Raw genomic sequence first — 26,240 nt, 5'->3', positions numbered from 1 at the left:
ATGCATTATTTAATAAAATCATTTCATTCATATTAAGTTTCAAGTTATGTTGATGTAAAGACTAGATAATGATGTAAAGGAAAAAGAATGTTTGAACTCTCCAAGAAAGCTCAAGATTTTACTGAGCGAACTAAAAAATTTATTTTAGAAAAAATAGAACCTGTCGAAGCAAAATTTTGGGAAGAAGTTCATGAGTTAAATCCAGATGGAAACTGGAAAAAATGGCAGTGGCCCGAGCTTTTAGAAACTCTAAAATCTAAAGCTAAACAAGCTGGTCTTTGGAATATGTTTTTACCCGATGAAAAGCTAGGTGCAGGGTTATCAGTTCAAGAATATGCGCATATTGCTGAACTAACTGGTCGTAGTTTATTGGCGCCCACGGTTTTTAACTGTAATGCACCAGATACGGGAAATATGGAAGTGTTATGGCGCTATGGCAGTGAACAGCAAAAACAACAATGGTTAGAGCCTTTATTGGATGGAAAAATTCGCTCTGTTTTTTGCATGACTGAACCAGATGTTGCATCAAGTGATGCCACCAATATGCAAGCGACCGCACTCATTGACGGTAATGAAATTGTTTTAAATGGCAAAAAATGGTGGTCGTCTGGTTTAGGTGACCCAAATGCTAAAGTCATTATTTTTATGGCCCATACTCCAGATGAAACTAAAGACCGCCATCATCAACACTCTATGGTTTTAGTACCGATTGATACGGCGGGTGTCGAAATTCAACGTATGTTACCTGTGTTTGGTGACTACGATGCGCCGCATGGACATGGTGAGGTTCACTTTAATGATGTTCGAGTGCCTATTGAAAACTTTATTGGTGGAGCGGGTCAAGGTTTTGAAATTGCACAAGGTCGTTTAGGGCCGGGGCGTATTCACCATTGCATGCGCTGTATCGGAGCTGCTGAAAAAGCACTAGAGCTTATGATTGATAGAGGCATGTCTAGAACCGCGTTTGGCAAAGAAATTTTAAAACTCGGCGGAAACCTAGAGCGTGTAGCCGATGCGCGAGTAGCCATAGATCAAGCTAGACTTTTAACCTTGTATGCCGCTTATAAAATGGATACTTTAGGAAACATGGCCGCTTTAACAGAAATATCTGCAATTAAAGTCGTGGCTCCGAGCGTTTTAGAAAAAGTAGTCGACATGGCGATTCAGCTACATGGCGGTGCGGGCGTTTCAAGAGATACGCCATTAACAGGTTTCTTTGCCCAAGCACGCAGTTTACGTTTAGCTGATGGTCCAGATGAAGTACATAAAGGCATGATTGCCAAATTAGAGTTGGCCAAACGTGGTTATGGTCGTCATAAGAAAGTATAAGTTTAAAGGAAGTGAATATGTCGGTAATTGATGTAGGCGGTGAAGTACGTGATGGTGAAGAACTTGATATTGGGGCAGTTGAAAACTGGTTAAAAAACCACGGTGTTGAGCTAGTTGGTCCAGCAGTCGTTACTCAATATACGGGCGGGGCGTCGAATTGGACTTATCGTTTAAAGTATGAAAATACGGATTTAATTTTACGGCGCCCTCCAAAAGGAACAAAAGCCAAGTCTGCTCACGATATGGCCCGTGAGTATACGGTGCAGAAAAACCTTGCCCCTTATTATCCAGTTCTTCCTAAAATGGTAGCGCTTTGTCAGGATGAAACCGTTATTGGCTGTGATTTTTATGTCATGGAACGCATTGAAGGAATTATTCCTCGTGCAAAATTACCGCCTGAGCTTGGCTTTACTGAAGAAGATGTTCATGAGCTTTGTGTAAACGTTATTGATAAATTGATTGAGTTACATCAAGTTCCTTATGAGAACACGCCTTTAGCTGAACTAGGTAAAGGTACAGGATATTGCCGTAGACAAGTTGAAGGTTGGGATAAACGCTATGAAAAAGTCCGTACAATCAACGTTCCTTCATTTAAATATGTCCGAAAATGGCTAAACGATAATATCCCTCAAGATTCTACAACTTGTATTATTCACAATGATTGGCGTTTTGATAACGTGATTTTAGATCCAGAACATCCAACTGAAGTGATTGGGGTGCTGGATTGGGAAATGGCGACTTTGGGTGATCCTTTAATGGATTTAGGTAGTGCTTTGGCCTATTGGGTTGAGCCCACGGATAATATGATTTTTAGATCGACACGTCGTCAGCCTACTCACTTAAAGGGAATGTTCTCTCGCAAACAAGTTGTTAACTATTATTTGCAAAAAACTGGTCTGGAGCCCCAAAACTGGACTTTTTATGAAGTCTTCGGTGTATTCCGTTTAGCAGTAATCGCCCAGCAAATCTATTACCGTTATTACCATAAACAAACCCGAAACCCTGCTTTTAAAGATTTCTGGATAGTGATCCATGCGCTACATATCAGAGCTTTAAAACTTATCGCACAGCAAAAATTGCAAGAATCTGAATTTGCTCAGCAATCTCTACAGAAAATACAGGGTATTTTAAGAAGATGACCACAATTTATCTGGTAAGACACGGACAGGCATCGTTTGGTAAAAGTAACTATGATGAGCTGTCTGAAAATGGTGAGGCTCAGGCGACTTTGTTAGGTCGTTATTTTAAGCAAATATTGAAAGAACAACCTTATGTGGTTGCTGGAACTATGCAGCGCCATGAACAAACTGCACAGCTTGCACTAAAAGAATGTTTTCCAGATGCGGTAATTCATCATAATAATTTATGGAATGAGTTTAACCATCAACAGGTTTTTGCCCGTTATGAACCGCGTTTTGAACAGCCTGAACTGTTAAAAGCCGATGTCGCAAAAGAGCATAACCCACGCGCATATCTTGCCAAAATATTTGAAGGTGCGATTGAACGATGGACAGATGGTGATTTTCATCATGAGTATGATGAGTCATGGCCCCACTTTAAAGAAAGAGTTGAAACAGCATTGCAGCAACTTTGTGATGAGTTAGCAAAAACCAAACCTCGCTATGCAATTGTTTTTACCTCTGGTGGTGTGATTTCTGTAGCAATTGGAAAACTGCTTGAACTCAGTCCTAATCGAACTTTTGCTTTGAATTGGGCAATTGCCAATACAAGCCTCACGACTTTACGTTTGGTTGGAAATGAAGCTCAGGTTTTAAGTTTAAATGAACATCATTTTATAAAAGCTGAGCGTCCAGATTTACTGACATGGATTTAAAATAAGGATAAAAGCATGGCGAAGACAATTTTAATTACAGGTGCAAGTTCTGGTTTAGGCGCAGGTATGGCGCATGAATTTGCAGCAAAAGGTTATAACTTGGCGATTTGTGCACGCCGTTTAGACCGATTAGAGACTTTAAAAACCGAACTAGAAAATGAGTACGGTATTAAGGTAATTGCGAAAAGTCTGGACGTTACCAATTATGATCAGGTTTTTGAAGTATTTCGCGCCTTTAAACAAGAATTTGGCTATTTAGACCGTATTATTGTAAATGCGGGAGTTGGAAATGGCCGTCGTATTGGTAAAGGTAATTTTGAAATTAATAGAGCCACGGCCGAAACAAATTTTATCTCTGCTTTAGCACAGTGTGAGGCAGCGATTGAAATTTTTAGAGCGCAAAATGCAGGTCATTTGGTGGTCATGTCGTCTATGAGTGCGATGCGCGGATTACCAAAACATTTATCGACCTATGCGGCGAGTAAAGCTGCAGTTGCTCACTTGGCCGAGGGTATTCGCGCTGAATTACTAGATACTCCAATTAAAGTCTCAACCATTTTCCCAGGTTACATCCGAACTGAAATGAATGAAGGTGCTAAACATTTACCTTTTGAAGTTGACGCAAAAACAGGATGTAAAGCTTTAGTCAAAGCAATTGAAAAACAACCTGTAAAAGCGTATGTACCACAATGGCCATGGCTACCAATGAGTATTGCCATGAAGGTTTTACCTTTGAGATTGGTTAATAAATTAGGATAAAAATTACCCCCTAAATTTTAGGGGGTAATTTTTATTTAGAATTTTTTGGTGTAATTGACGAATAAACGGTCTTCGCCAAAGTCATTGCCGTGTTTAACGTTGTAGTCAATACGAATATATTGCAGGGCAAAGCCTTTTAAGAGCGGCTGCTGAAATGCATAGTTCAGAATGACATTGGACTCAGTTTCGTGGTTTTTCTCACCATTAGCTGCTTTAAAGTCATGACCATAAACATATTTCACCATTGCGTTTAAGCCGGGAATGTAATCTTTAAAGTCATAGCCATACATGACATGGTAAGACTTTTCATCTTCTTTAAAGAAACCTGTAGCATTCCAGTTAATGAAATAGGTTTCTGGCAAGAAACCATCTGGTAGAGGGTAAGCCGACTCTCCAATAATTTGTTGGTAACCCAAACCAAAGGTATGGTTTTTTACTTTGACGGTTTCAAGTAAACCAATGTTCTGAGCATCAATATCAAAGGTATTGCCATCATCTTTCGCATTAAAATATTTAAATTTGGAAGTCAGGGCAAAAGTTGGTTGTTTCCACGTATGCTCAAGCCCTACATAGTGTTTATTGTAGAGATCTTCTAAATTACCAAAATAATATTCGCCCTTCAAAGACGGCGTAAATTGATAGCGCAGGTCAATATAATTTAAGCCATCAGATTCTTTGGTAATTCCATTTGCTGTGAACGAAAACTTTTTAAAATCTTCTTCATTTCGTGGCGAGACTTTTTCCACTCGGCCAATTTCGGCATAAAGTTGATCTGAAAGTTGTGATTTAAGATTGGTTCCCCAATAAGAGGTGAGTAACTGGCGGCTAGCATCAACAGCCGTTACAGGTAAATCTAGCCAGAGTTCACCGACACTTAAAAGTGTTTTGTCATAACCTAGTTTTAAAGTCGCGCCGTATTTTAGATAATCAGATGCTTGAGATTGCGTTTCTTTATTAAAAGGCAAAACAGTATCTGCGACATGTTTGTCTGAACTCAAACGTACGGCGTATTGAACGGAAGCGTCAGCTCCAATCGTAATAGGTTTATCTGCTATGACTAGTGGAGTGTCATGCATTTTCGATTTATAAAATAAAGATGCTGCCTGAGACCAACTACCGGTATCTTTAAGGGCGTCATTATCAAAATCACGATTGATATAGGCATTTTTTAAAGTGAATTTCCACTCATCTTCAGTTTGCTGATTTGGATTTGCAGCCCAAGAACTGCTGCACATAATAAATAAAGTGGCAAAAGCTAAAGTGTGTGGTTTAAAGCGGTGAAATAATTCCATAATCCATTTCCAAGATATATGCCAGTCCTCGGCATTACGTATTGTGAAATATTGGTGTGGTGTTCCCTAAATTGTTTAAAGGGAACTCCTGTTTTTATAAGTGGCTGTTGCTTCAATTAACGTAATTTTTCAAGCTTCATGCTTTCACTAAAGGATTTACAGCCTTTGAAAAGTAGAGCCAAAGCCAGTACACAGGACAAACCACCCACAATAGATAAAGAAGAACCCACCATTAATGGATTGCCAAAAACCTTATCTGTAATAATTGCCACTAATGTTGTACCAACACCTAGTCCAATTAAGTTACTTACCAAAAGGAATAGGGCAGAAAGGCGTGCTCTAAATTGGTTGGGTGCTAACATTTGCAATGCTGTTGCCGAAATCACAAGTGGGAAGGAGGCAAAGAACATTGCAGGAATGAGCAAAGTTACTGAAAGCCAGAGTTGATCTGTTTGGGTAAAAAATGCAATTGGAATAATCAGGCCAACAATACCAATCACACCCGTGAACATCGGTCCATCTTGGCGTCCTTTTTTAATAAACCAGTCGTTTAGCCATCCTGCACAAAACACGCCTAAAGTATTTGCAACTAGCAATATAGTGCCGAGCATATAGCCTGTTTCAGTCGGCGCGAGTTGAAACTTACGAATATAAAATGCTGGTGTCCAACTAGTCAGACTGTAGAGTGCCATTGCATAAAAGGTAAAACCTAAATAGTGACAAGCAAATGTTTTTGCATGTTTCTTGATAAACTGAAGGCACTGCGTGAATTTAACTTGGTCAACTTGTCCGCTTTGGTTGAGCTGCTGTCCTTTACGTGCAGGATCTTTAACTGTCAAAATAAATAGCAAACCAATAATAATACCGGGTAACCCCACCACTAAAAAGGCAATTTGCCATGCCTTGAGTGCACCTAATAAAGGAACTTCAATGAGTGTCACGCCTTTAAGCAGGTTAATCACATAACCGCCAACTAAAAAGGCGATACCTCCACCTAAGAAAGCACCAATTGAATAGATCCCGACCGCGCGGCCTAGTTTGTCTTTACTAAACATGTCACTAAACATTGAATAGGCCGCTGGAGATAAAGCTGCTTCACCAACGCCCACAGCCATACGGCTTAGGAATAGTTGAATAAAGTTTTTACTTAAACCGCAAGTTGCTGTTGCTAAGCTCCAGACAATAATCCCGATTGAAATCAGTTTTGGTCGGGAAAAACGGTCGGCAATATAGGCTAATGGTAAGCCCATCACAGCGTAGAATAGTGAAAAGGCAAGGCCATGTAACAAGCTAAATTGAGTATCTGAAAGTTGAAGGTCTGCTTTGATGGGTTCAATCATCAACGCCAGAATTTGACGATCAATAAATGAAAAAATATAGGCCAACATACAAAGTATGACCACATACCATGCATATGCGTTGGTTTTCTTTTGTGTCCTTTCAACAGCGATATTACTTTGGTTCATACACTTAATCCTTATGTATAAAACGCTTTAAAGAAATTGATCTCTAGCTTCTATTCATCCTCAAAATTTTTGATACGTCCCCATTTGAAATGAATTATGAAACGGCTAGAAATGATTGAATTTGGTTTGGTAAGGGGCCTTGAAGAAGGTGACTTAACACAAACGGAAATAGTAATGCTGACTAGATTGTTGAATTATTATTTTCTTTTTATATGTAAAATTCCATTACTTGTTAAGTATGTTTAGATACCTAAAAAGTATGTTAAGTGAGCTATTAGGAGGGTTGAATTATTATAAATACATGAATTTAATAAATTTTATTATTTATATTAGATTTTTTATAGTGAGCAGCTAAAGAAAGACTAGCTTTAACTGCTCTAGAGCCAAGTTAATTTAGTGTCGATGGAAATAATTAACTTGATGGCATGAGATCAAATAATTTTTTTAACTGATGATTTAGATTATGCAGTTCTTCTTCTGAAAAAGCATTGAGGATCCCCGCTAAGGTAACCACACTAATTTGGTTAATCTGTTCAACCAGCTCAACACCTTTGGCCGTTAATTTCACCATCGAAATCCGTTCATCAGCGGTAGAAGAGTAGACTTCCACAATGCCATCTTCTACCAATCTATATACAGCCTTTGTTGCTGTGGTGAGTTTTAAAGTAGAAAGATTGGCAATGTCAGTGATACTGGCTTCCCCAAGCGCATTGGTGCTTAAAATAATTTTACGGCGAGTATTATCAATGCCAAGTTTCTTTATAGATTTTTCAATAAGTTGTGAATATTTACCATTAACTTGGGAAATCCAGAAAAAGGGGAAGTTTTGAATACTCGACGGTTCTTTATTGGGAAGAAATTGTTCTAAATGATCAAGCATAGCTAAGCAATAACTTAGTAAAAAAAGGGTAATTCTATTATAAACAAAATTTTGCATATTTCCTTGAACACACATTAGAAAAATTACTTGACAATTCCATTAAATTTTCTGATATTTTAATTAATGGATAAAAATACATGGAAAAGTGAATGAATATTATTAGCCAAAGTGTGCAAAAAGGAAGCGGCAAACTTAAGGTGATGGTGAAGGACACTATAGATATTCAAGGTCTAAAAACCATTGCTGGCAGTAGAGCTTTATTAGAAGTTGAACCTGCGCACGATGATGCAGAGGTGGTTAAAAACATCTTAAAAGCTGATTGCGAAATTATTGGCAAGACAAATTTGCACGAATTGGCTTTTGGAATTACAGGCATTAACCACGCTTTTGGTACACCTATCAATCCTAAATATCCTGAACTTATTCCGGGTGGCTCTTCAAGTGGTTCAGCCGCAGCAGTTGCAGCTAAACAAGCTGACTTTACTTTAGGGACAGACACGGGTGGCTCTATCCGTATGCCCGCTGCGTGCTGCGGAGTTTTTGGTTTAAAACCGACTTTTGGTCGGGTAAGTCGCCAAGGCGTATACCCGCCGTCAAGTTCTTTAGATTGCGTTGGTCCTTTTGCAAATTCAGTCGAGATGATTGAAAAAGCCATGCAAATTATTGATCCAACTTTTAAGCCGGCTGAATGTACGCATACACCAAAACTTGCGGTTTTAGATGTAAGCGCAGATGAGATTATTTGGAACTGTATTTATCAAGCACTTCAAAAAGCAAATTTAGAGACCGTTTTAGAAAAGGTTGAACATTTTGAAGCAGCTTATGATGCAGGCATGCAGATTATTAACTATGAAAACTGGCAAGCTTTTGGTGAATTAACCCAAACAGGCTTAATTGGTTCTGATGTAAATAATCGTTTATTAAAAGCAGCCCACACCACTTTAGAGCAAGTAAAGCAAGCAGAAGTTGTGAAAGCGCAGCTGACAAAGGAACTCGATGCTTTATTAGAAAAATATGATGCATTGGTTCTGCCGACACTTCCACAAATTCCACCAAAAGTTTCTGAAGCTGAAAATACGGTCGCTTTTTTGAACCTAACCGGTTTAGTTCGACCATTTAATTTATCAGGACATCCAGCTATTTCAGTGCCACTTGAAACCAGTGAAGGTTTGCCTGTGGGCTTACAGATCGTATCAAAGCATCAAAAAGATGAGCAATTATGTGCAATAGCTAAATTTTGTGTTGATGCAATGCAATAAATTACAAGGAGTTAGATGATGAATAAGTTGTCTAAAATGGAGTTTGCTTCTCAAGACAAAGCAGTTGATTTAGATGCTTTGTGCCAAGAAATTCGTGAGCGTGCCTGTGCAGGTGAGTTTGATAATCAGGCCTATGTGAGCCAAGACATAATCGAAAAACTTAAAAAAATTGGTGTTTACCGTGCTTTGGTGCCTAAACGTTTTGGTGGTGAAGAATGGTCACCGCGGCAGTTTTGTGAGTTGATCGAAACTTTATCTAAAGCTGATGGTTCAGTTGGTTGGGTAGCAAGTTTCGGTATGAGCCCTGCGTATTTAGGAAGTTTGCCGGAAGAAACGCTGAAAGAGTTATACCAAAACGGGCCAGATGTCGTATTTGCCGGAGGTATTTTCCCGCCGCAGCCTGCCGAAATTACCGATGAAGGTGTGGTGGTGCGCGGACGTTGGAAATTTTCAAGCGGCTGTATGGGCGCTGACATTGTTGGTGTGGGAATTTCACCCCTTAAAAATAATGAAATGCAAGGTTTACCACGTATGGCCGTGATGCCTGCCAACAAAGCTAAAATCGAAATGACATGGGACACTGTTGGTCTAAAAGGTACCGGAAGCCATGATTTAGTGGTTGAAGATGTATTGGTCGAAAAGAAATGGACCTTTGTACGTGGCGAACCTTCAAAACTCAGCGAGCCATTTTTTAAATATCCATCACTGTCTTTAGCGACTCAAGTATTAACCGTGGTGGGTATTGGGGTTGCAGCTGCCGCATTAGAAGAATTTGAAAAATTAGCACCGGGTAAAGCATCTATTACGGGTGGGGCAGAAATTGCAAACCGCCCAGTGACTCAATATGAGTTTGCTCAAGCTGATGCAGAGTTTCAGGCTGCAAAGTCTTGGTTTTATCAAACCATGGATATTGTCTGGAATGAAATTATTGCTGGTCGTGAAGCAACTGCTGAACAGATTAGTGATATGCGTTTGGCATGTACCCATGCAGCTCGCGTTTGTGCCAAAGTGACCCGAAAAATGCAAATGCTCGCGGGTATGACAGCGATTTATACCAACAATCCATTTAGCCGTTTTGTAAATGACACCAACGTGGTGACCCAACATGCCTTTATGGGTGATGCAACTTTACAAAATGCAGGTTTAGTCAGTTTCGGATTAAAGCCAACCCCAGGTTATCTATAAGTTTAAATTTTGAAAAAGGAATATTGAGATGGAAGCTAAAAAACCATTACGCGTGTTGTTTTGCATGGGTATTAACCAGAACTTTTTTGATGCAGAACCTGCTGAAGCAAAAGCGGTTTGGGCAGCATTTGGTGAAATGTGGAATGGCATTCATGACCTACCTGGTGTGCATGTTTTTGGGAATCTTGATGATGACCAAAGCATGGTGGGTGCAAGTACGGGCTGGCCTTGGACCACTTATTTGCTTGCAGATGTTCCGGATATTGAGACAGTACATGCAGCTTGTAACTTATTTAGAACGACCGTGGTAGGTGAAGGGCCATACAAACTTTGGAAATATTGCAAAGTTGAAGCTCGTGTTGGGCGTGAATTGATTATTCAACGTTAAGGCGACCGCAATGACTGACAAAGTGAATATTGCAGAAATCATAGAACGGCTAGAACAGTTGGAAGCACACAATGCTATCCGTAATTGCATAAACCGTTATATGGAAATCTGCGATGAGCTCAATGCAAATACAGATCTTTATGAGTTGATGAATCTTTTTGATCAAGACTGTATTTGGGAAGGTATTGGCGATAAATATTCCAAATCTTTTGGTCGTTATGATTCTTGGCAGTCGATTTACGACATGTTCAAACGCTATACACAAAAAGAATCTCACTTTGTCATGAATGCACACTTTGTAAATTCAGAACAAATTTATGTAAATCAAAAAGATGCAAATGCTTCATGGCTGATGTTGCAAACTTCAACTTTTCAAGATGGCCGTAGTCATCTGAATGCGGCAAAGCTCAAGGTGAAGTTTCAGAAGCAAGCAGATGGAATATGGAAAATTAAACATTTCCAAACACAGAATATTTTCAGTCGTCCGGTATCGCATTGGCACAGTGAAGCCGAGTTGCCGGTACCTTCCCAGGAATGACCCAGGACATATTTAAAAGGACTATTGATATGAACAGTATTATCCCAACGCATAACATTGGCATTGATTATGATGCTTTAGTTAAAAGTGACCGTGCCCATACCTCTCTTTATAAAGATGAACGCATTTTTGATGAAGAGATGGAAAAAATCTTTTATAGCACTTGGGTGTGGGTTGCGCATGCTAGCGAAATTCCAGAAGGCGGAAGCTATAAAACCATTAATATCGGTAAACAGCCTGTTGTAGTGGTGCGTGACCGTAAAAAGAAAGTCCATGTACTTTTGAACCGTTGCCGTCACCGTGCAGCAACCGTATGTGAACATAAAAAAGGAAAAACTAACAGTTTTGTATGCCCATATCACGGTTGGAGTTATGCACTTGATGGCAGTTTACGTGGCGTGCCATCTCCGGAAAGTTACGGCGATTGTTTAGATAAGTCAGAATTACCGCTGGTGAGTCTACGGGTAGAAGAATATAACGGCATGATCTTCGCTTCATTTAAAGAAGACATTCAACCGCTTGAAGAGTTCCTTGGGCCTGCGAAAAAATGGATTGATCTGTTTATGAAACAAGGCGCAGGTTATCCAATTAAAGTGTTGGGCGAACACCGCTTCCGTTTCCCGGGTAACTGGAAAATCCAGCTTGAAAATACCACCGATGCATATCACTTCCCGTTGGTACACAAGTCATTCTTAAGTTCTGTCGATGAAAAAACCGAAGAACTCTTTAACTTCGAAAACCAGCCGGGCTTTGTTGAAGACTTAGGAAACGGTCACAGTGTCATGGTGATGATTCCTGAACTGGTCGATTTAGAAGAAGACTTAATGGAGCGTCCAATTCAAGAGCGTTTTGAAGACTTGGCTCAAGCTTTGCGTGACGAAGGCCATGAAGAATTAGAAGTACGCCGTATTGTTCGAGCAGTGGGTGGTTCTGGCTTTAACTTAAATTTATTCCCAAATATTGCATGTTCAATGGCGTTCTTCCGTGTGTTACAGCCAATTTCAGTTGCTGAAACAGAAATTCATCACTCGGTAATTACCATGGATGGTGGTCCGCAAATTGCCAATCAATATCGCTTACGTTTGCATGAACATTTCCAAGGTCCATTTGGTTTTGGTACGCCAGATGATTCTGAGGCTTGGGAACGCGTGCAACATGGTGCCAATGCCGGTAATGATTTATGGATCATGCTCAACCGCGGTTTACCGGGCGAAGTCAAAACTGAAGATGGCTTAAAAAGTGATGTCAGTGCTGAAACAGGTATGCGTGCAGCATATCAGCAATGGAAAAAGATGATGACAGCTTAAGGAGAGAGCAATGAATATGAATCTGCAATTATTAAATGAAGTCACTGCTTTCATCTGGGCTGAAGCAGATATGTTAGACCACAGCGAGTACCGTGAATGGCTCAATTTATGGAATGAAAAAGGTGTTTATATCATTCCGATTGACCCGAACCTCACAGACTACGAAAACAACTTAAATTATGCCTATGACGATAATCATATGCGTAAGTTACGGGTAGAGCGTCTTGAAAATGGTGAGGCAATTTCTACGGCACCAAAGGCGAATACGGTACGCAGTATTTCGCGAGTACGAGTGATTCAAGATCAAGATGATGAAATCGTTTTACGCTGTGCTCAAAACCTACGTGAATTTCGTAAAGAAAACCTCAAGCATTACACGGCCGATATTACATACCATCTAACCCGTGATGCTGATACTGGTTTTAAGATTAACCGTAAAATCATTAACTTGGTTAACTCAACCGATACCTTGGCTGGTATTAGCTACATTCTTTAGGAGCGGTAACATGAAACAGGTTGTTTTAGTGACAGGTGCTGCTTCTGGACTCGGTAATGTGATTGCTGAATATTTTGCGAGCCAAGGACATCAAGTGATTTTGTCAGCCAGTACGCTTGAAAAAGCCGAAAATGCTAAGGCACAAAGTCAGTATGCCCAAAATATGTTTCCTTTAAAGCTGGATATTTCGGTCGAGGCAGATTTTCATGCAGCGGTGCAATGGATTGAAGAGAAATTTTCTAAACTTGATGTGTTAATTAACAATGCCACCGTCACCAAAGCAACCCCTGTATTAGAAATTACCGCAGCTGATTTTGATTGGGTGACCCAAGTTAACCAACGCGGCACCTTTCAGGCTTGTCAAATCATTGGTCAATACATGGCCAAAAAAGGTTATGGACGCATCATTAATATGGCGTCTTTAGCGGGACAAAACGGCGGTACTGCAACCGGTGCACACTACGCGGCAACCAAAGGCGCTATTGTGACATTAACCAAAATTTTTGCCAAAGAGTTTGCGGCAAAAGGTGTTACGGTCAATGCGATTGCACCGGGACCAATGGAGTCACCAATCGTTCATAGTGTGGTGCCAGACGAAAAAATGGAACAGTTCATCCAGAATATTCCTGTTAAAGCCTTAGGAAGTATGCATTTTATTGCTGAAACTTGTGGGTTGCTTGCAAGTCCAAATGCGAGTTTTGTGACTGGTGCAACATGGGATATTAACGGTGGTTTATTCATGCGTTAAGCCACAAGCTTAGGCATGAAAAGGGAGTTAAATCATGACTACACTTTATGATGTTGTCGTTAAAAATCGCCATGTGGAAGGTGGAAATATTGCAGTTATGGAGTTTGAATCTGCAACTTCTGCTGCATTACCAAAGGTTGAACCCGGTGCACATATTGATGTGCACTTACCGAATGGTATGGTGCGCCAATATTCGCTTTGCCAAAATCCAAATGACGAAGGAAAGTTCCGCCTTGGAATCTTACGTGACCCTGAATCACGTGGCGGCTCGATCTCTGCATTTGATGAAATTAAAGATGGCATGCAAATTCAGGTGAGTGAGCCGAAAAACTTATTCCCACTTTTAAAAGCCAAGCACAGTGTGTTGATTGGCGGTGGAATCGGGATTACGCCATTAATTACGATGGCATATCAACTTGCACATGAAGGTGCATCATTTGAGCTTCACTACTGTGGTGCTAGCCCTGAAAAATGTGCTTTTGTTGATGAAATTAAAAATGGTGAGTTAGCAAAATACACAACTTTCCATTTTAAATCTGAAGGTGCAAGCCACAGAGCATTTTTTGAATCTGCCATTAAAGATATTGATCCTGAAAGTCATATTTATACCTGTGGTCCAGTCGGTTTCATGGATTGGGTGATTAATCTCGCCACGACTCACGATTTTCCTGAGCAGCAAATCCACAAAGAGTATTTCCAATTCGAAACTGACACCTCGGGAGATTCATTTGAGGTGGTGGCTGAGCGTAGCGGAAAAATCATTATGGTCGAAGCTGGCGAAACCATTTTGCAGGCTTTGGCTAAAGAAGGCATCGAGATTGAAATGTCTTGCGAGCAAGGCGTATGCGGAACCTGTATGTGCGATGTAATTGAAGGCGAACCAGATCACAGAGATGTTTATTTTACTGACGAAGAAAAGGCCAGCAATGAGCAAATATTAGTGTGTTGTTCACGCTCTAAAACACCGAGATTAGTTTTAGATATCTAATGCTCTCGCGATTTATATGGATGTAAGAGAAGGTTTAGGAGAAAGATGATGAATGTATTACAACAAATAGATGAGTTTACGGTCGATCCACTACAGTTCCGACGAGCATTAGGAAATTTTGCAACAGGCGTTACCATTGTTACTGCACAAAATGCACAAGGTGAGAAAGTCGGTGTAACCGCAAATAGTTTTAACTCGGTGTCACTCGATCCACCACTTATTTTGTGGAGTATTGATAAAAAATCTTCAAGTTTTTCAGTATTTGAACAAGCAACACATTTTGCTGTCAATATTTTATCGGGCACGCAAATTGAGCTGTCTAATAAGTTTTCGAGACGCAATATTGATAAATTTGCCGACACAAATTTTCAACTTGGCGCAGGACGCGCACCCATTTTAGAAAATTGTTCTGCTGTGTTTGAGTGCGAACGTTATCAAGTGGTCGAAGGTGGTGACCACTGGATTATTATTGGTAAAGTGGTTCGTTTCCATGACCAAGGTCGAAGCCCGCTGGTTTACCATCAAGGTGCATATTCTTGTGTCATGCCGCATCCAAGCCTTCAAGTTAAGCAAGCTGAACAGAACGGCGTAGACCAAACACATTATGGGCACTTGTATAATAATGTCTGCTACTTAATGAGCCGTGCTTTCAAAGCTTATCAAACCGACTATATTCCAAAGCAAATGGCTTCGGGTTTCCGTACCAGTGAATCTCGTCTCTTGCTTGTTTTGGCAAGTGGTACTGCTTCTAGTAAAGAAGATTTACCGCGAGATATTGCTATGCCAATGCAAGAAGTGGAAAGATCGGCTGAAATCTTAAAATTTGAAGGGTTATTGGTCGATCACGATAATTTGTATGCACTAACCGAAAAAGGCAAACAAACAGCGCAGTATTTGTTTGATATTGCCGATAGCCACCAAAATGAGGTGTTTAAAAAATATTCTGATGAGCAAAAGGATATTTTTATAACCATGCTGCGAGATTTTGCGGGAGTAGCATAAGCCCCATTAAGCTGATAAATTGAATTGATTTATCAGCTTTTTTACATCTAGCTGACTATCATCAAAACAATTCCACGGATAAGGAATTTTTGGCACACAATTTGTTTATCAATAAAACATGATTGCAAATATGCCAAGACAGTGCACCACCACAAACACAAAATTTTGAGCGGTGGCACATGTATAGAGAGGTAAGGGATGAACCAATATGTAAGTGATGCATTACTCACATGGACGCACCATATTAAAAATGTGTGCGGCAATTTTGAAACCGATTTTGATGGAACCCGTAATTTATTCATTGGTGAGGTTCAGTGCTTTTTATTGGGCGATACCGAAATTGCTTTTATCAAAAACAATGCCAATAAAATTGTCCGAAAAGCCGATGAAATAGATCGAGTAAATAATCGTTTTTGTTTTTTGATTTTACAGTATTCGGGAAAAATGCTGCTCGAGTATAAGAATGAAACCTTAAGCCTAAATGAAGGCGATATTGTGTTGGTAGACCCGGTCGAAACAATTTCGATGTATCCGCAAGGTTTGGTAAGTCAGATTTCAGTCCATCTGTCTCGTGAAAAATTACTGAAAGAAAATATTAGTACCGAATATTTTGGAAAACTGATTACGCAAAATATGAGTGGTTTTTTACTCAAGAATATTTTGAAAAATATGTCTGCTGAAAACATCAAACTTTGGTACGCAACCGAAGATGGTAACGCTTTTGAAGATGCGCTGATTGCCTTAATCAAACCCACAATTAATTATAAAAATGTTCATAGCTCCAATAACCTGATGGAAAAAGCCGAGCGTTTTATTATAGAGAACTTAGCAAAACCAGATTTAACACCTAAATTAATTGCAGAGCATATTGGGGTATCTCTACGTCATCTCTACCGTCTATTTCTTCAAGAAAATCTATCTATTAACAAATATATACAGCTCAAACGCCTAGAAAAAGTCAAAGCGGATTTGCTTGATAAAAAGAACAAACAGAGTTCGATTACCCAAATTGCCTTGAAGTGGGGTTTCTGGGACGGTGCTCATTTTTCAAAGATCTTTAAAAAGACCTATGGTATCTCTCCTAAAGAATTTAGAGAGGGTATGTCAGTTTAATTTTTCATCTTTGAATGTCATTTTTAGACAAATTCGACGTCATTCTTGAACAAGCTAGCCCTATGTAACTGTGTTGAAATTAAATTCATTAGAACAGGTTAGATAAGCTTAATAACCATAGAACTATTAAGTTGGTCTAATGAATTTCACTCACAGGAAAGTGCATTTTAACTGTCTGATTCAGATAGTTCAGGGATAGATGAAAAGGATGAAACCAATGCGTAAACAACGATTATTGAATGACATACAAAAAATACTGGCACTTAACTTATCAATCGCTGCAAGCTTTTGGGGACTCAATACTCAAGCGTTTGCGCATGGTGGAAAGGCCGACATGGTCTCACTTTATCAGAACATGAGTGAGCAAGGCGCTAAAGTTGTTAAAGATGACTTTACCAATACCTATACAATTACCAAAGGTTCTATAGTGGTGAGAGCCAAGCCAAACTCAAATCAGGTTTTAGTGAATGGCAAACCTTTAAAACTCAGTGTCCCGTTATTAATCAAAGATGGTAAGCCTGTTATTGGAAAAGATTTTTTTAACGAAGTCTTCCAGTCTGGGTTAGATCAAACCTTTAAAATTGAAAATACGTTTCATCCACTCAATAGCTTAAATTCCGATGAAATTAAAAAGACATTTGATGTGATTAACCGCTCGAAATACGCCTATAAAAATATGCGTTTTGCCGAGTTAAAGCTTAAAGAACCTGAAAAAGCCAAAGTATGGGATTACTTTATTAATCATAAAGAATTTAAAGAAGACCGTATTGCCTCATTTATTTTGTTGAAGGGGAGTCAAGCGATTGAAGGTGAAGTTAATCTTAATACTCAACAAGTTACAAAATGGAATATACTTAAAGATACTCACGGTATGGTGTTGCTTGATAATTTTGAAGCCGTACAGCGTGTAATTGAGACGAGTAAAGAATATCAAGATGCGTTACGCAAACGCGGCATTACTGATGTGAAGAAAGTGATCGCTACTCCGCTAACTGTTGGATATTTTGGCGGTAAAGATGGTCTGGATAAACAACTCAATATATTAAAAGTCGTCGCTTACCTCGATGTTGGGGATGGTAACTATTGGGCGCATCCGATTGAGAACCTAGTTGCTGTAGTCGATTTAGATAAAGAAAAAATTATCAAGATTGAAGAAGGTGCGATCATTCCTGTGCCAATGGCAAATCGACCTTATATGTCGAATAAGGCCGTAGCAAGTAAGTTAAAACCACTCAATATTACTGAACCTGAGGGTAAGAACTTTAGCATTACTGGTCAAACCATACATTGGGGCAACTGGTGTTTGCATGTGGCGTTAGATTCTCGTGTTGGCTTACAGCTTTCAACAGTGACCTATAAAGATAAAGGTGTGAAGCGTAAAGTCATGTATGAAGGTAACTTAGGTGGAATGGTAGTTCCATATGGTGACCCTGATATCGGTTGGTACTTCAAATCTTATTTGGACTCTGGCGAATATGGTATGGGAACACTTACCTCATCTATTATTCCGGGAACAGATGCACCCGACAACGCTGTTTTACTTGATGCCGTGATTGCAGACTATAAAGGCCAGCCACAAGTGATTCCAAATGCCATTGCCGTGTTTGAACGTTATGCAGGACCTGAATATAAACATCACGAAATTTTTGGCAATCAGGATGCGAGTGAAGCACGCCGTGAACTTGTCGTGCGCTGGATTAGTACAGTTGGAAACTACGATTACATGTTTGACTGGGTATTTTCCCAAAATGGTGTAATTGGAATTAATGCGGGTGCAACGGGTATTGAAGCTGTTAAAGGTGTTAAAGCACGCACCATGCATGACAGTACTGCCAAAGAAGACACCAAATATGGAACTTTAATTGACCATAATATTGTGGGTACAACGCATCAGCACATCTATAACTTCCGCTTAGACATGGACGTAGATGGGGAAAATAATAGCTTTATGCATATGGACCCTGTAGTGAAAGCCAATGACAAAGGGGGTGTCCGTACCAGCTCAATGCAAATTGACAGTAAAGTCATTACGAATGAGCAAAATGCAGCTGAAAAGTTTGATCCATCTACCATTCGCTTACTCACGAATTTCAACAAGGAAAATAAATTAGGGAATCCGGTTTCTTACCAACTCATTCCTTTTGCAGGTGGAACACACCCTGTGGCGAAAGGAGCCAATTTTTCTAAAGATGAATGGTTATTTAAACGTTTGAACTTTATGGATAAACAAATTTGGGTGACGCAATATAATCCGGATGAACGCTACCCTGAAGGGAAATATTCAAACCGTTCAACTCATGATACAGGCTTAGGACAGTTCATTGGTAACAACGAAAATATTGAAAATAAAGACCTTGTGGTGTGGATGACAACAGGCACAACCCATGTGGCACGTGCTGAAGAATGGCCAATTATGCCGACAGAATGGGTTTATACCCTAATCAAACCTTGGAACTTCTTTGACAACACCCCGACTTTAAACTTGGGTGAAGAAGAGCAAAGCACGCAGCACGACCATCACTAAAGTCCAACATGACGAGGATGGGTAACGAATAAGTTACCCATATCTGAGCACGGTTAGGCCGTTCGCAAAAAGGAATTTCTCAATGAAAAATTTATTTTCTCAGGTTATGAGAGGGACTTTCTTTGTCTCATTTTTTTCAACTGTGCATGCTAGTGAGCTAGAAATTAAGCCAACATTTGAAGCAACTTTTGGAGCTTTTAGTAGTGGTAAAAGCTATAACGGCGAAAACCTACATGATGAAAGAATCAATTGGCAAGAAGGCCATCTTAAATATGGTGCTAAAGGACAATACACCTTTAAAAACAATCAGCTCTATGCAAGTTTGAGTGGTATTAGTTCGGCCACATTTGGTGATGGTGACGCAGGCCAAAATAGTAATGGCAAAGAACGTAAAACAGATGTGAATGAATGGGTCATTGGTTTTAAAGACGGCACCAATAAAGATGAGTTAACGACCTATGATTTAAGTATCGGTCGGCAAAATATCATGATTGGTGACGGGTTCTTTATTGCGGGTGATGCATTAAACCTTGGAAAAGCACCTGCGAATGGCACACTAGATCGGGGCGGCGCATATTATCTGGCAGCTCGTCGAAGCTTTGATTTTACAAGTTTGCTTCAATATAAACCGCAAGAGAATACAACGCTAAAGCTGGCTTATTTAAAGTCAGATAATAAAGCACAATTTTCCCCAGAACTATTTGTGACTGATCTGATGTATCAGCTTAAAGATAAGGGCGTTGGGTTTACCTATTTAAACGTATTAGACCTTGAAGATGCTGAACACGTTTCAGGACGACAAGACCTTAAAAATTATGCTTTACGCTTTAATTATCAACCTTTACCAGAGATACAAGTTAAAACTGAGTTTGTAGTTCAAGATAAAAAAGATGGCCAAGAAAATGCTGGCTACTTAGCGCTGAACTATAACTTTTTATCTTCAAAATATACGCCTTCATTAGGCTACCGTTTTAGTCATTTTTCAGACCAATACGACCCTATGTTTTATGGAAATACGGTCGGCTTTGGTACATGGTTTCAGGGTGAAGTTGCCGGAAACTATGCTGGACCATTCAATAAAAATGCCGACATTCATCAAGTCTCTTACATGATGAATTTGAAAGAAAATTTTATGTTGGGTGCTTTGGCCTATAAGTTCAAAACAGTAAATAAGTCTTTAACTAATGTAGATGGACATGAGCTGGATGTCTTTTCGGTCTGGTCAGTTAATAAAAAATTCAACGTGATTCCTTTAGTGGGACTTTATAAACCAAAACACGATATCCATAGTGGCGGTACTCAAAACTACGATGACAAAACCAATGTCTATGCGCAGTTGATTCTGCAATACATCTATTAATAAATCCTTTTAAATGAATTGAGAGAAATAAAAAATGAGTGAAGTTAAGATTTTACAAAGCGTGCAGCAATTTATGACACGTCAACATGGACATTTTATTGATGGAAAATTAGCTACTGCAGAGCATTTAGATAAAGTGGATATTGTGAATCCATCGACTGAACAAGTCGTTGCTCAAATTAGTATTGGTAGTCAACAAGATGTCGAAAGCGCCGTCAAAAGTGCTGAACATGCTTTTCAAAATGCTTGGGCTGAAACGACGCCGTATGAACGTGGCGTTAAACTAAATAAGTTGGCAGATTTAATTGAACAACATGGTGAAGAACTTGCACAGCTCGAGACGTTGTCTACCGGAAAACTCATTAATATTTCCCGCCATCTTGAAGTTGCACAATCCGTTATTTTCTTAAGATATTTTGCTGGTTGGGCAACCAAAATTAATGGTCAAACCATGCAACCGTCTATTCCGTCTGTGCAAGGAGAAAAATATACGGCCTTTACTTTAAGACAACCAATTGGCGTGGTTGCAGGGATTGTGCCTTGGAATTTTTCACTCATGATTGGTGTTTGGAAAATTGGTTCAGCTTTAACAACCGGCTGTACCATTGTGCTTAAACCAAGTGAGTTTGCCAGCTTATCTTTATTACGCTTAGCTGAACTTGCGATTGAGGCAGGTATTCCAGCGGGTGTAATTAATGTGGTTACGGGTAAGGGGGAAACAGGGCAATATTTAATTGAGTCGCCGCTCGTTAAGAAAGTCTCGTTTACAGGTTCAGTACCAACAGGTATTGCCATCGGTAAACTTGCAATGAGTAGTGATTTAACTCGGGTAAGTCTGGAGCTGGGTGGTAAAAATGCAATAGCCGTTTTGGCCGATGCAAATATTGATGAGATTTTACCAACTTTATTACAAGCAACTTTTGTGCATCAAGGTCAAGTTTGTGCATCCCCAGAACGGTTTTTTGTACACCGTACAAAATATGATGAACTAGTTGATAAACTCTCGAAAGCACTTTCTAGTTTTAAAATTGGTTCGGCCATGGATGAGAGAAGTATGTTTGGTCCACTCTCTAATCAGCCACATTTTGATAAAGTGAAACATTATTTAGATATGGCTAAAGCCAACAATCAGATTATTGCTGGTGGTGAGGCTCTAGATCAAACAGGATATTTTGTACAGCCGACTTTAATTTCCTTTAAAAATACCGATGATCCTTTATTTTCAGAAGAAATCTTTGGCCCAGTGGTCGGGGTAATGCCATTCGACACTGATGAAGAGCTCATTCAACTGATGAACCAGTCTCGCTTTGGTTTAACGGCAAGTATTTGGACAAATGACTTATCTAAAGCTTTACGTTTAATTCCTAAAATTGAAGCAGGCACCTTGTGGGTCAATATGCATACGTTCTTAGACCCATCAGTTCCATTTGGTGGGGTAAAAGCTTCAGGAATTGGCAGAGAGTTTTCAGATGCATTTATTGAAGATTACACCGAATTAAAATCGGTGATGATTCGGTATTAAACTAATAAAGAGGTTTGTCATTTTATAAATAACAAACCTCAGTCTTTTAACATAAAAATTGGGCTAAAAAGTTAGTAGTTTAAAGTGATGCTTTGTTGAGTTGATTGGTCGATTTCTTTTTGACTCACCGCATCATCTTTACATTTATAACTTTCAAATAAAGAGAGCTGATCTGCAAAGTGGGCATCAGGTTTTCCATTTTGATTGATAAAACCACTTTGTCCTGGGGCCAAAATCGAACACATGGTGACTTGATTTGGATTTAAGACCACTCTAAAAGTAGCACTTCCTGTATTTCCATAAGTACTAAGGTGTTGTTCATGTGATGGATCAGCCCAAGGAATGCCTACCGAATTTTTGCTGGAAAAACCCATGGTTGCCACCGGAATTTTCCAGTCGTTCGGGTCGGTAGAGTGATATTGATTTGAAAGTTCAGTCAGCGCATTTTCTAAAGCTTTTAATACGACTTCATCTGCTGTTTGTCCTTTTAAGAAATCAATATTCTGAGGTACGCTTGCCTGTTTTCCTTGCAGGGTATTCCAGATTAATTTTGATGCACTCGCTGGCTGGGCACTACGCGGATCATTATTTACTGGATAAAGCGTATCGGTATAACGCTTATAAATATTTTCTGAAAGGTTAGGTTTGAGTACCAGTTCAATCATTTGATTAAGCCATGCACGTGTAATTGCTGGTGCTGCACCTTGATAATATTTAGCTTCACTATCAGGGCGTAATTTAAGATCCCAACTTGCAAGTAACGGAGCGACTTTTTTAGCTAACGGTGTTGCCTTAGGACTTTGTGCAGCTTTGACCATATAAGGAACAAAATAACGCGCATTTAAATCAGACCATGCAGCCGTTTTATTAATTTCCCAAATTTCTTGCTGACTCAGTTTTGCTTTACTTTCTAAAGGTTCAATTAGTTCATTCACCCGATCTACATAAGAAAAGTTTGACGAATCTGAGCGTAAACCTGCATAGGCTTTGTTATTCCAGCTTGTGACATAACCTTTTTGCGGATTGTATTCTTTAGGGTTGTGTGAGAAGTCATAAAAACCTTGCCACTCCATTGAACCATCACCTTTAGCTGGAAGCTGAATATGCTGGTTTTCAGGACGAATAGGTAAACGGCCTAAAGCAGCCACGCCGATATTATTTTTAGTATCGGCATAGAACCAAGTGATAGAGGCCGCGACACGTTTGGCATGAGCAAGAAACTCATCCCAATTTGAGGCTTTGGCTGCATTTGCCCATCCTAATAAGGTTTCAATTTCTACACCTTCCCAGCTACGTTTTTGTGCATACGCCGTATGGTTATTTTCATCCCATGTACTTACAAAGCCTTGTTTACTCTTATAAACATCTAAAACATGGTCGGCCTGATTCTTAACTTTTATTTTTACTTGCTTGTGTTCAAATGGAATATATGTCCCTTTATATAAATATTCTTTTGAATTACTTGGATTTAGGGTGAGTTGATAAACATCGTTAGTATCGAGTGAACCTACCGTCGAACCCCATGCGATTTTGCCATTAGTCCCAAATAAAATTGCAGGTAAGCCAACAGGAGTTATACCTGTCAAATTATAGCCAGCCCCATGTAAACCAATACTGTAAGTAATTGCGGGCGTATACCATCCTTGTTGTGGTCCATTGTATAAAACTGCTTGGCCTTCAACAGTCTTATCACCTTTTAATACCCATGCATTACTGGCGGTAGGTACACCATCTACCACACTTTTGCCTAAAGCAATGCGAGCTTGAGCTAAATAGGTTTTGGCTGCCTTGTTTGAAATAGGGCTAATGTCTTTAAGTATTTGTTGTTGATGTGCTAAAAGCTGAGTTTTTTGTGCAGATTGAATAATAGTTGGGGCACTTGGGTCATCTAGCCAACGTAATTGTTGATAGACTTTAAGGCCTTCTTCTTGACCTTTTTCTTTTTGCAGTTGCGTGAGTAAATCTAAATTTGTTACTTCCGAACTTGCTGAAAAGAAGCGATTTAAAATTAAGCCCACCCAAACCATAGCAATATCTTCTGGTTGCCATGTTGATGGTTTAAAATCATGATCTGTGAACTCTTTAGGCATAAGAGCTGGATCTGCTAAAACCTCTTTAACACGCTTATTAAAACCTGCGGCATAACCTTCAAAAATTGCTCGGTCTTCTGGTGAGAGCGCGGCGAGTTGTTGCTTAATATTTTCTGGGTCAAAACGACTATGTGTCGCAATATCATATTGAAGATAGTCGGGGCCGAGGACCTCAGCAACCGTACCTTGTCCTGTACGTTTTGACATTTCCATCTGGAATAATCGATCAGTCGCTACCGAATATCCATAGCCGTAAAAAATTCCATAGGTATCATTTGCATATACATGTGGTGTACCGAATTTATCGCGCTTAATTGTGATCTGCTTTTGTGTCGGTGTGGGGTCTAAACTTGATGAGGAATTACAACCCGCTAAAAGCGCACCTAAAAGTAATGTTCCATATTTAATTAAAGGGCGTGTAGGGTGAGACCGAGAGTTCAGCATAGATATGTTCAATTTAGATATCCTTACTTTCATTATGAATAGAAGTGAGCGATTTAAGAATCAACTTAGAGTCGCGTCACTGATGAACAAGCCCTGTTCATGAATTTAAAATACTGTTATTTATCCATGTAATTTTCCATTACATTTGAGGTATATATTTATACCTTCTCGAACAAGTTATTTAATTTTCTATTTTGAGAGAATAAAAAAGGCCGTTATAGGCCTTTTTTTGAAATGAATGAGTTTTATAGAAGACGAATTTAGCCCAATAAAAAATCTTTTAAGATTTTATTAAAAGCTTCTGGTTGCTCGACATTAGAAATATGAGAGGCATCTATTTCTTCAAGATGTGATTGCGGAATACGTTGCTGCATAAACTCGCCATCTGCAACTGTCGTTACAGGGTCTTGAGTTCCTGCAACCACCAATACAGGAATTTTGATGTCTTTTAATTGCTCACGGACATCCGCTTTAGCCAAAGCCTCACAACAATTGGCATAACCTATTGCGCTGCCAGCACTTAAGTCGTTACACAGGTTGTTAACAATAGAAGGATGACTTTGGATAAAGGGATCTGTAAACCATCTCGAAGCTGCTGTAGCTGCGATTGGTTGTAAACCTTGCTCACGTACTAATTTTGCACGGTCAAGCCATGCCTGTTCTTGTCCAATTTTAGCGGCAGTATTTGCCACAATGACATGACTAAAACGGTTAGGGTAGTGAATCGCTAGCCATTGACCTGTTAAACCGCCCATGGAAATACCACAAAAAGCAGCTTTGCTAATATTCAGATGATCCAGTAAACGGACTACATCTTCACCTAATTGCTCTACAGTGTATGGGCCGTTAGGCGTAGATGATGAACCGTGACCACGAGTGTCATAGCAGATCACAAAAAATTGATCTTTTAGCTCATTAAACTGTTTTTGCCACATACCATAATTGGTGCCCAAAGAGTTGGAAAACACCAGAGCAGGGGAAGATGGCTCACCAAAGGTTTGATAGTTAATTTGTGCATCGGCAGATTGAAAAGATGGCATTTGTTTCTCCTTAAAGTGCTTCAACACGTTCAATAATCAATGCGATGCCTTGGCCTACACCAATACACATTGAACACAAAGCGTAACGACCACCTATTTGTTCAAGCTGGTTTAAGGCTGTAGTGACTAAGCGTGCACCTGATGCACCGAGTGGATGACCCAATGCAATAGCGCCGCCGTTTGGATTTACCTTGTTGCTATCGTCTGGTAAGCCTAAATCACGGGTGACGGCCAAAGCCTGTGCGGCAAAAGCTTCATTTAGCTCAATCACATCCATCTGATCTAAAGTCAGATTGGCTTGTTTAAGTAATTTTTTAATGGCTGGTGCCGGAGCAAAACCCATAATGCGTGGTTCTACGCCCACGGCTGTTGAGGCAATGATCTTGGCACGTGGTTTTAAGTTGTAAGCTTGAACTGCCTCATCAGAAGCAATCAGCAGAGCCGCTGCACCATCGTTAATACCTGAAGCATTACCCGCAGTGACTGTGCCATCTGCTTTTACAACAGGCTTAAGTTTGCTTAAAGCTTCAAGTGTGGTTGATGCACGAGGATGCTCATCGGTATCAATCACAATAGCATCACCCTTACGCTGAGGGATTTCAACTGCCACGATTTCTTTAGAAAAAAAGCCTTTGGCTTGCGCGCTTGCGGTGCGTTGTTGGCTCACCAAGGCAAA

Annotated in this window: 23 protein-coding genes; 17 read left to right on the top strand and 6 right to left on the bottom strand. The window is 39.7% G+C overall.

The annotated features are described in order from the left end of the window. Positions 1-87: 87 nt before the first annotated feature. From MKL62_RS03680 to MKL62_RS03665, 4 genes are read left to right on the top strand one after another with little or no spacing between them, the layout of a single operon-like run. On the top strand, positions 88-1,329 hold the full coding sequence (locus tag MKL62_RS03680) for an acyl-CoA dehydrogenase family protein (protein WP_005128546.1): 1,242 nt from the start codon (positions 88-90) through the stop codon (positions 1,327-1,329). Between the two features lie 17 nt (positions 1,330-1,346). Then, complete coding sequence (locus MKL62_RS03675) at positions 1,347-2,468, top strand: phosphotransferase family protein (protein WP_005128547.1); 1,122 nt, start codon at positions 1,347-1,349, stop codon at positions 2,466-2,468. After that, on the top strand, positions 2,465-3,163 hold the full coding sequence (locus tag MKL62_RS03670; protein ID WP_000208325.1) for a histidine phosphatase family protein: 699 nt from the start codon (positions 2,465-2,467) through the stop codon (positions 3,161-3,163). The genes MKL62_RS03675 and MKL62_RS03670 overlap by 4 nt, the downstream gene beginning before the upstream one ends. A 15-nt stretch (positions 3,164-3,178) precedes the next feature. After that, positions 3,179-3,922 (top strand): SDR family oxidoreductase, encoded by a 744-nt coding sequence (locus MKL62_RS03665; RefSeq protein ID WP_001140451.1) that lies wholly within the window; start codon positions 3,179-3,181, stop codon positions 3,920-3,922. A gap of 35 nt (positions 3,923-3,957) precedes the next feature. Here the strand turns inward: MKL62_RS03665 and MKL62_RS03660 are convergent, their stop codons facing one another. The 3 genes from MKL62_RS03660 to MKL62_RS03650 all read right to left on the bottom strand — a co-directional run bounded on the left by MKL62_RS03660 (position 3,958) and on the right by MKL62_RS03650 (position 7,560). Further along, positions 3,958-5,214 (bottom strand): OprD family outer membrane porin, encoded by a 1,257-nt coding sequence (locus tag MKL62_RS03660; protein WP_000418525.1) that lies wholly within the window; start codon positions 5,212-5,214, stop codon positions 3,958-3,960. 116 nt (positions 5,215-5,330) lie between these two features. Further along, on the bottom strand, positions 5,331-6,680 hold the full coding sequence (locus tag MKL62_RS03655; RefSeq protein WP_005128549.1) for a spinster family MFS transporter: 1,350 nt from the start codon (positions 6,678-6,680) through the stop codon (positions 5,331-5,333). Positions 6,681-7,092: 412 nt separating this feature from the next. Beyond that, positions 7,093-7,560: a MarR family winged helix-turn-helix transcriptional regulator gene (locus tag MKL62_RS03650; protein ID WP_024433466.1), complete on the bottom strand. Its 468-nt coding sequence runs from the start codon at positions 7,558-7,560 to the stop codon at positions 7,093-7,095. 149 nt (positions 7,561-7,709) lie between these two features. Here MKL62_RS03650 and MKL62_RS03645 point away from each other — a divergent pair, with 149 nt between their 5' ends. From MKL62_RS03645 to MKL62_RS03585, 13 genes are all read left to right on the top strand, one after another. Next, positions 7,710-8,819 (top strand): amidase, encoded by a 1,110-nt coding sequence (locus MKL62_RS03645; RefSeq protein WP_001021607.1) that lies wholly within the window; start codon positions 7,710-7,712, stop codon positions 8,817-8,819. 36 nt (positions 8,820-8,855) lie between these two features. Next, complete coding sequence (locus MKL62_RS03640) at positions 8,856-10,004, top strand: acyl-CoA dehydrogenase family protein (RefSeq protein ID WP_086222375.1); 1,149 nt, start codon at positions 8,856-8,858, stop codon at positions 10,002-10,004. Positions 10,005-10,032: 28 nt separating this feature from the next. Further along, on the top strand, positions 10,033-10,392 hold the full coding sequence (locus tag MKL62_RS03635; RefSeq protein WP_000387550.1) for a hypothetical protein: 360 nt from the start codon (positions 10,033-10,035) through the stop codon (positions 10,390-10,392). 10 nt (positions 10,393-10,402) lie between these two features. Next, positions 10,403-10,930, top strand: a complete 528-nt coding sequence (locus tag MKL62_RS03630) for a nuclear transport factor 2 family protein (protein ID WP_005128550.1) — start codon at positions 10,403-10,405, stop codon at positions 10,928-10,930. Between the two features lie 29 nt (positions 10,931-10,959). Continuing rightward, positions 10,960-12,237 carry an aromatic ring-hydroxylating oxygenase subunit alpha gene (locus MKL62_RS03625; protein ID WP_001084470.1) on the top strand — a complete coding sequence of 426 codons (1,278 nt, stop codon included), beginning with the start codon at positions 10,960-10,962 and terminating at the stop codon, positions 12,235-12,237. Between the two features lie 10 nt (positions 12,238-12,247). Beyond that, positions 12,248-12,733, top strand: a complete 486-nt coding sequence (locus MKL62_RS03620) for an aromatic-ring-hydroxylating dioxygenase subunit beta (RefSeq protein WP_001056937.1) — start codon at positions 12,248-12,250, stop codon at positions 12,731-12,733. A gap of 10 nt (positions 12,734-12,743) precedes the next feature. After that, complete coding sequence (locus MKL62_RS03615; RefSeq protein ID WP_000815905.1) at positions 12,744-13,481, top strand: SDR family NAD(P)-dependent oxidoreductase; 738 nt, start codon at positions 12,744-12,746, stop codon at positions 13,479-13,481. Between the two features lie 34 nt (positions 13,482-13,515). Beyond that, on the top strand, positions 13,516-14,469 hold the full coding sequence (locus MKL62_RS03610; RefSeq protein WP_005128551.1) for a PDR/VanB family oxidoreductase: 954 nt from the start codon (positions 13,516-13,518) through the stop codon (positions 14,467-14,469). A 45-nt stretch (positions 14,470-14,514) separates the two neighbouring features. Then, positions 14,515-15,471 carry a p-hydroxyphenylacetate 3-hydroxylase reductase component gene (locus MKL62_RS03605; protein WP_109850640.1) on the top strand — a complete coding sequence of 319 codons (957 nt, stop codon included), beginning with the start codon at positions 14,515-14,517 and terminating at the stop codon, positions 15,469-15,471. 198 nt (positions 15,472-15,669) lie between these two features. Continuing rightward, positions 15,670-16,584 (top strand): transcriptional regulator FeaR, encoded by a 915-nt coding sequence (gene feaR, locus MKL62_RS03600; protein WP_001077868.1) that lies wholly within the window; start codon positions 15,670-15,672, stop codon positions 16,582-16,584. Between the two features lie 208 nt (positions 16,585-16,792). Beyond that, entirely contained in the window at positions 16,793-19,108 is a 2,316-nt protein-coding gene (gene tynA, locus MKL62_RS03595) for a primary-amine oxidase (protein ID WP_109850641.1), read from the top strand. 142 nt (positions 19,109-19,250) lie between these two features. Continuing rightward, complete coding sequence (locus MKL62_RS03590; protein WP_109850644.1) at positions 19,251-20,468, top strand: hypothetical protein; 1,218 nt, start codon at positions 19,251-19,253, stop codon at positions 20,466-20,468. A 34-nt stretch (positions 20,469-20,502) separates the two neighbouring features. Further along, positions 20,503-21,990: an NAD-dependent phenylacetaldehyde dehydrogenase gene (locus tag MKL62_RS03585; protein WP_005128557.1), complete on the top strand. Its 1,488-nt coding sequence runs from the start codon at positions 20,503-20,505 to the stop codon at positions 21,988-21,990. A 71-nt stretch (positions 21,991-22,061) separates the two neighbouring features. Here the strand turns inward: MKL62_RS03585 and MKL62_RS03580 are convergent, their stop codons facing one another. From MKL62_RS03580 to MKL62_RS03570, 3 genes are all read right to left on the bottom strand, one after another. Continuing rightward, a complete protein-coding gene (locus MKL62_RS03580; RefSeq protein ID WP_030423755.1) occupies positions 22,062-24,524 on the bottom strand; it encodes a penicillin acylase family protein in 2,463 nt (820 codons plus the stop codon). Between the two features lie 260 nt (positions 24,525-24,784). After that, a complete protein-coding gene (gene pcaD, locus MKL62_RS03575; RefSeq protein ID WP_030423756.1) occupies positions 24,785-25,564 on the bottom strand; it encodes a 3-oxoadipate enol-lactonase in 780 nt (259 codons plus the stop codon). 10 nt (positions 25,565-25,574) lie between these two features. After that, positions 25,575-26,240, bottom strand: a 666-nt coding sequence (locus MKL62_RS03570) for an acetyl-CoA C-acyltransferase (protein ID WP_270899751.1), incomplete at its 5' end; no start/stop codon positions are given.

Source organism: Acinetobacter sp. AOR01_HL (assembly GCF_027855455.1).
Classification (GTDB): domain Bacteria; phylum Pseudomonadota; class Gammaproteobacteria; order Pseudomonadales; family Moraxellaceae; genus Acinetobacter; species Acinetobacter baumannii.
Note: the sequence above shows the minus strand (reverse complement) of the source record. Positions and strands in the feature narration are given on the sequence as shown.

Coding starts and splice junctions, on each gene's coding strand:
- MKL62_RS03675 (WP_005128547.1), top strand. CDS start 1,347: ATGTCGGTAATTGATGTAGGCGGTGAAGTACGTGATGGTGAAGAACTT.
- MKL62_RS03645 (WP_001021607.1), top strand. CDS start 7,710: ATGAATATTATTAGCCAAAGTGTGCAAAAAGGAAGCGGCAAACTTAAG.
- MKL62_RS03605 (WP_109850640.1), top strand. CDS start 14,515: ATGATGAATGTATTACAACAAATAGATGAGTTTACGGTCGATCCACTA.
- MKL62_RS03670 (WP_000208325.1), top strand. CDS start 2,465: ATGACCACAATTTATCTGGTAAGACACGGACAGGCATCGTTTGGTAAA.
- tynA (WP_109850641.1), top strand. CDS start 16,793: ATGAAACCAATGCGTAAACAACGATTATTGAATGACATACAAAAAATA.
- MKL62_RS03655 (WP_005128549.1), bottom strand. CDS start 6,680: ATGAACCAAAGTAATATCGCTGTTGAAAGGACACAAAAGAAAACCAAC.
- feaR (WP_001077868.1), top strand. CDS start 15,670: ATGAACCAATATGTAAGTGATGCATTACTCACATGGACGCACCATATT.
- MKL62_RS03585 (WP_005128557.1), top strand. CDS start 20,503: ATGAGTGAAGTTAAGATTTTACAAAGCGTGCAGCAATTTATGACACGT.
- MKL62_RS03625 (WP_001084470.1), top strand. CDS start 10,960: ATGAACAGTATTATCCCAACGCATAACATTGGCATTGATTATGATGCT.
- MKL62_RS03660 (WP_000418525.1), bottom strand. CDS start 5,214: ATGGAATTATTTCACCGCTTTAAACCACACACTTTAGCTTTTGCCACT.
- MKL62_RS03610 (WP_005128551.1), top strand. CDS start 13,516: ATGACTACACTTTATGATGTTGTCGTTAAAAATCGCCATGTGGAAGGT.
- MKL62_RS03650 (WP_024433466.1), bottom strand. CDS start 7,560: ATGCTTGATCATTTAGAACAATTTCTTCCCAATAAAGAACCGTCGAGT.
- MKL62_RS03640 (WP_086222375.1), top strand. CDS start 8,856: ATGGAGTTTGCTTCTCAAGACAAAGCAGTTGATTTAGATGCTTTGTGC.
- MKL62_RS03620 (WP_001056937.1), top strand. CDS start 12,248: ATGAATATGAATCTGCAATTATTAAATGAAGTCACTGCTTTCATCTGG.
- MKL62_RS03580 (WP_030423755.1), bottom strand. CDS start 24,524: ATGCTGAACTCTCGGTCTCACCCTACACGCCCTTTAATTAAATATGGA.
- pcaD (WP_030423756.1), bottom strand. CDS start 25,564: ATGCCATCTTTTCAATCTGCCGATGCACAAATTAACTATCAAACCTTT.
- MKL62_RS03630 (WP_005128550.1), top strand. CDS start 10,403: ATGACTGACAAAGTGAATATTGCAGAAATCATAGAACGGCTAGAACAG.
- MKL62_RS03680 (WP_005128546.1), top strand. CDS start 88: ATGTTTGAACTCTCCAAGAAAGCTCAAGATTTTACTGAGCGAACTAAA.
- MKL62_RS03665 (WP_001140451.1), top strand. CDS start 3,179: ATGGCGAAGACAATTTTAATTACAGGTGCAAGTTCTGGTTTAGGCGCA.
- MKL62_RS03615 (WP_000815905.1), top strand. CDS start 12,744: ATGAAACAGGTTGTTTTAGTGACAGGTGCTGCTTCTGGACTCGGTAAT.
- MKL62_RS03635 (WP_000387550.1), top strand. CDS start 10,033: ATGGAAGCTAAAAAACCATTACGCGTGTTGTTTTGCATGGGTATTAAC.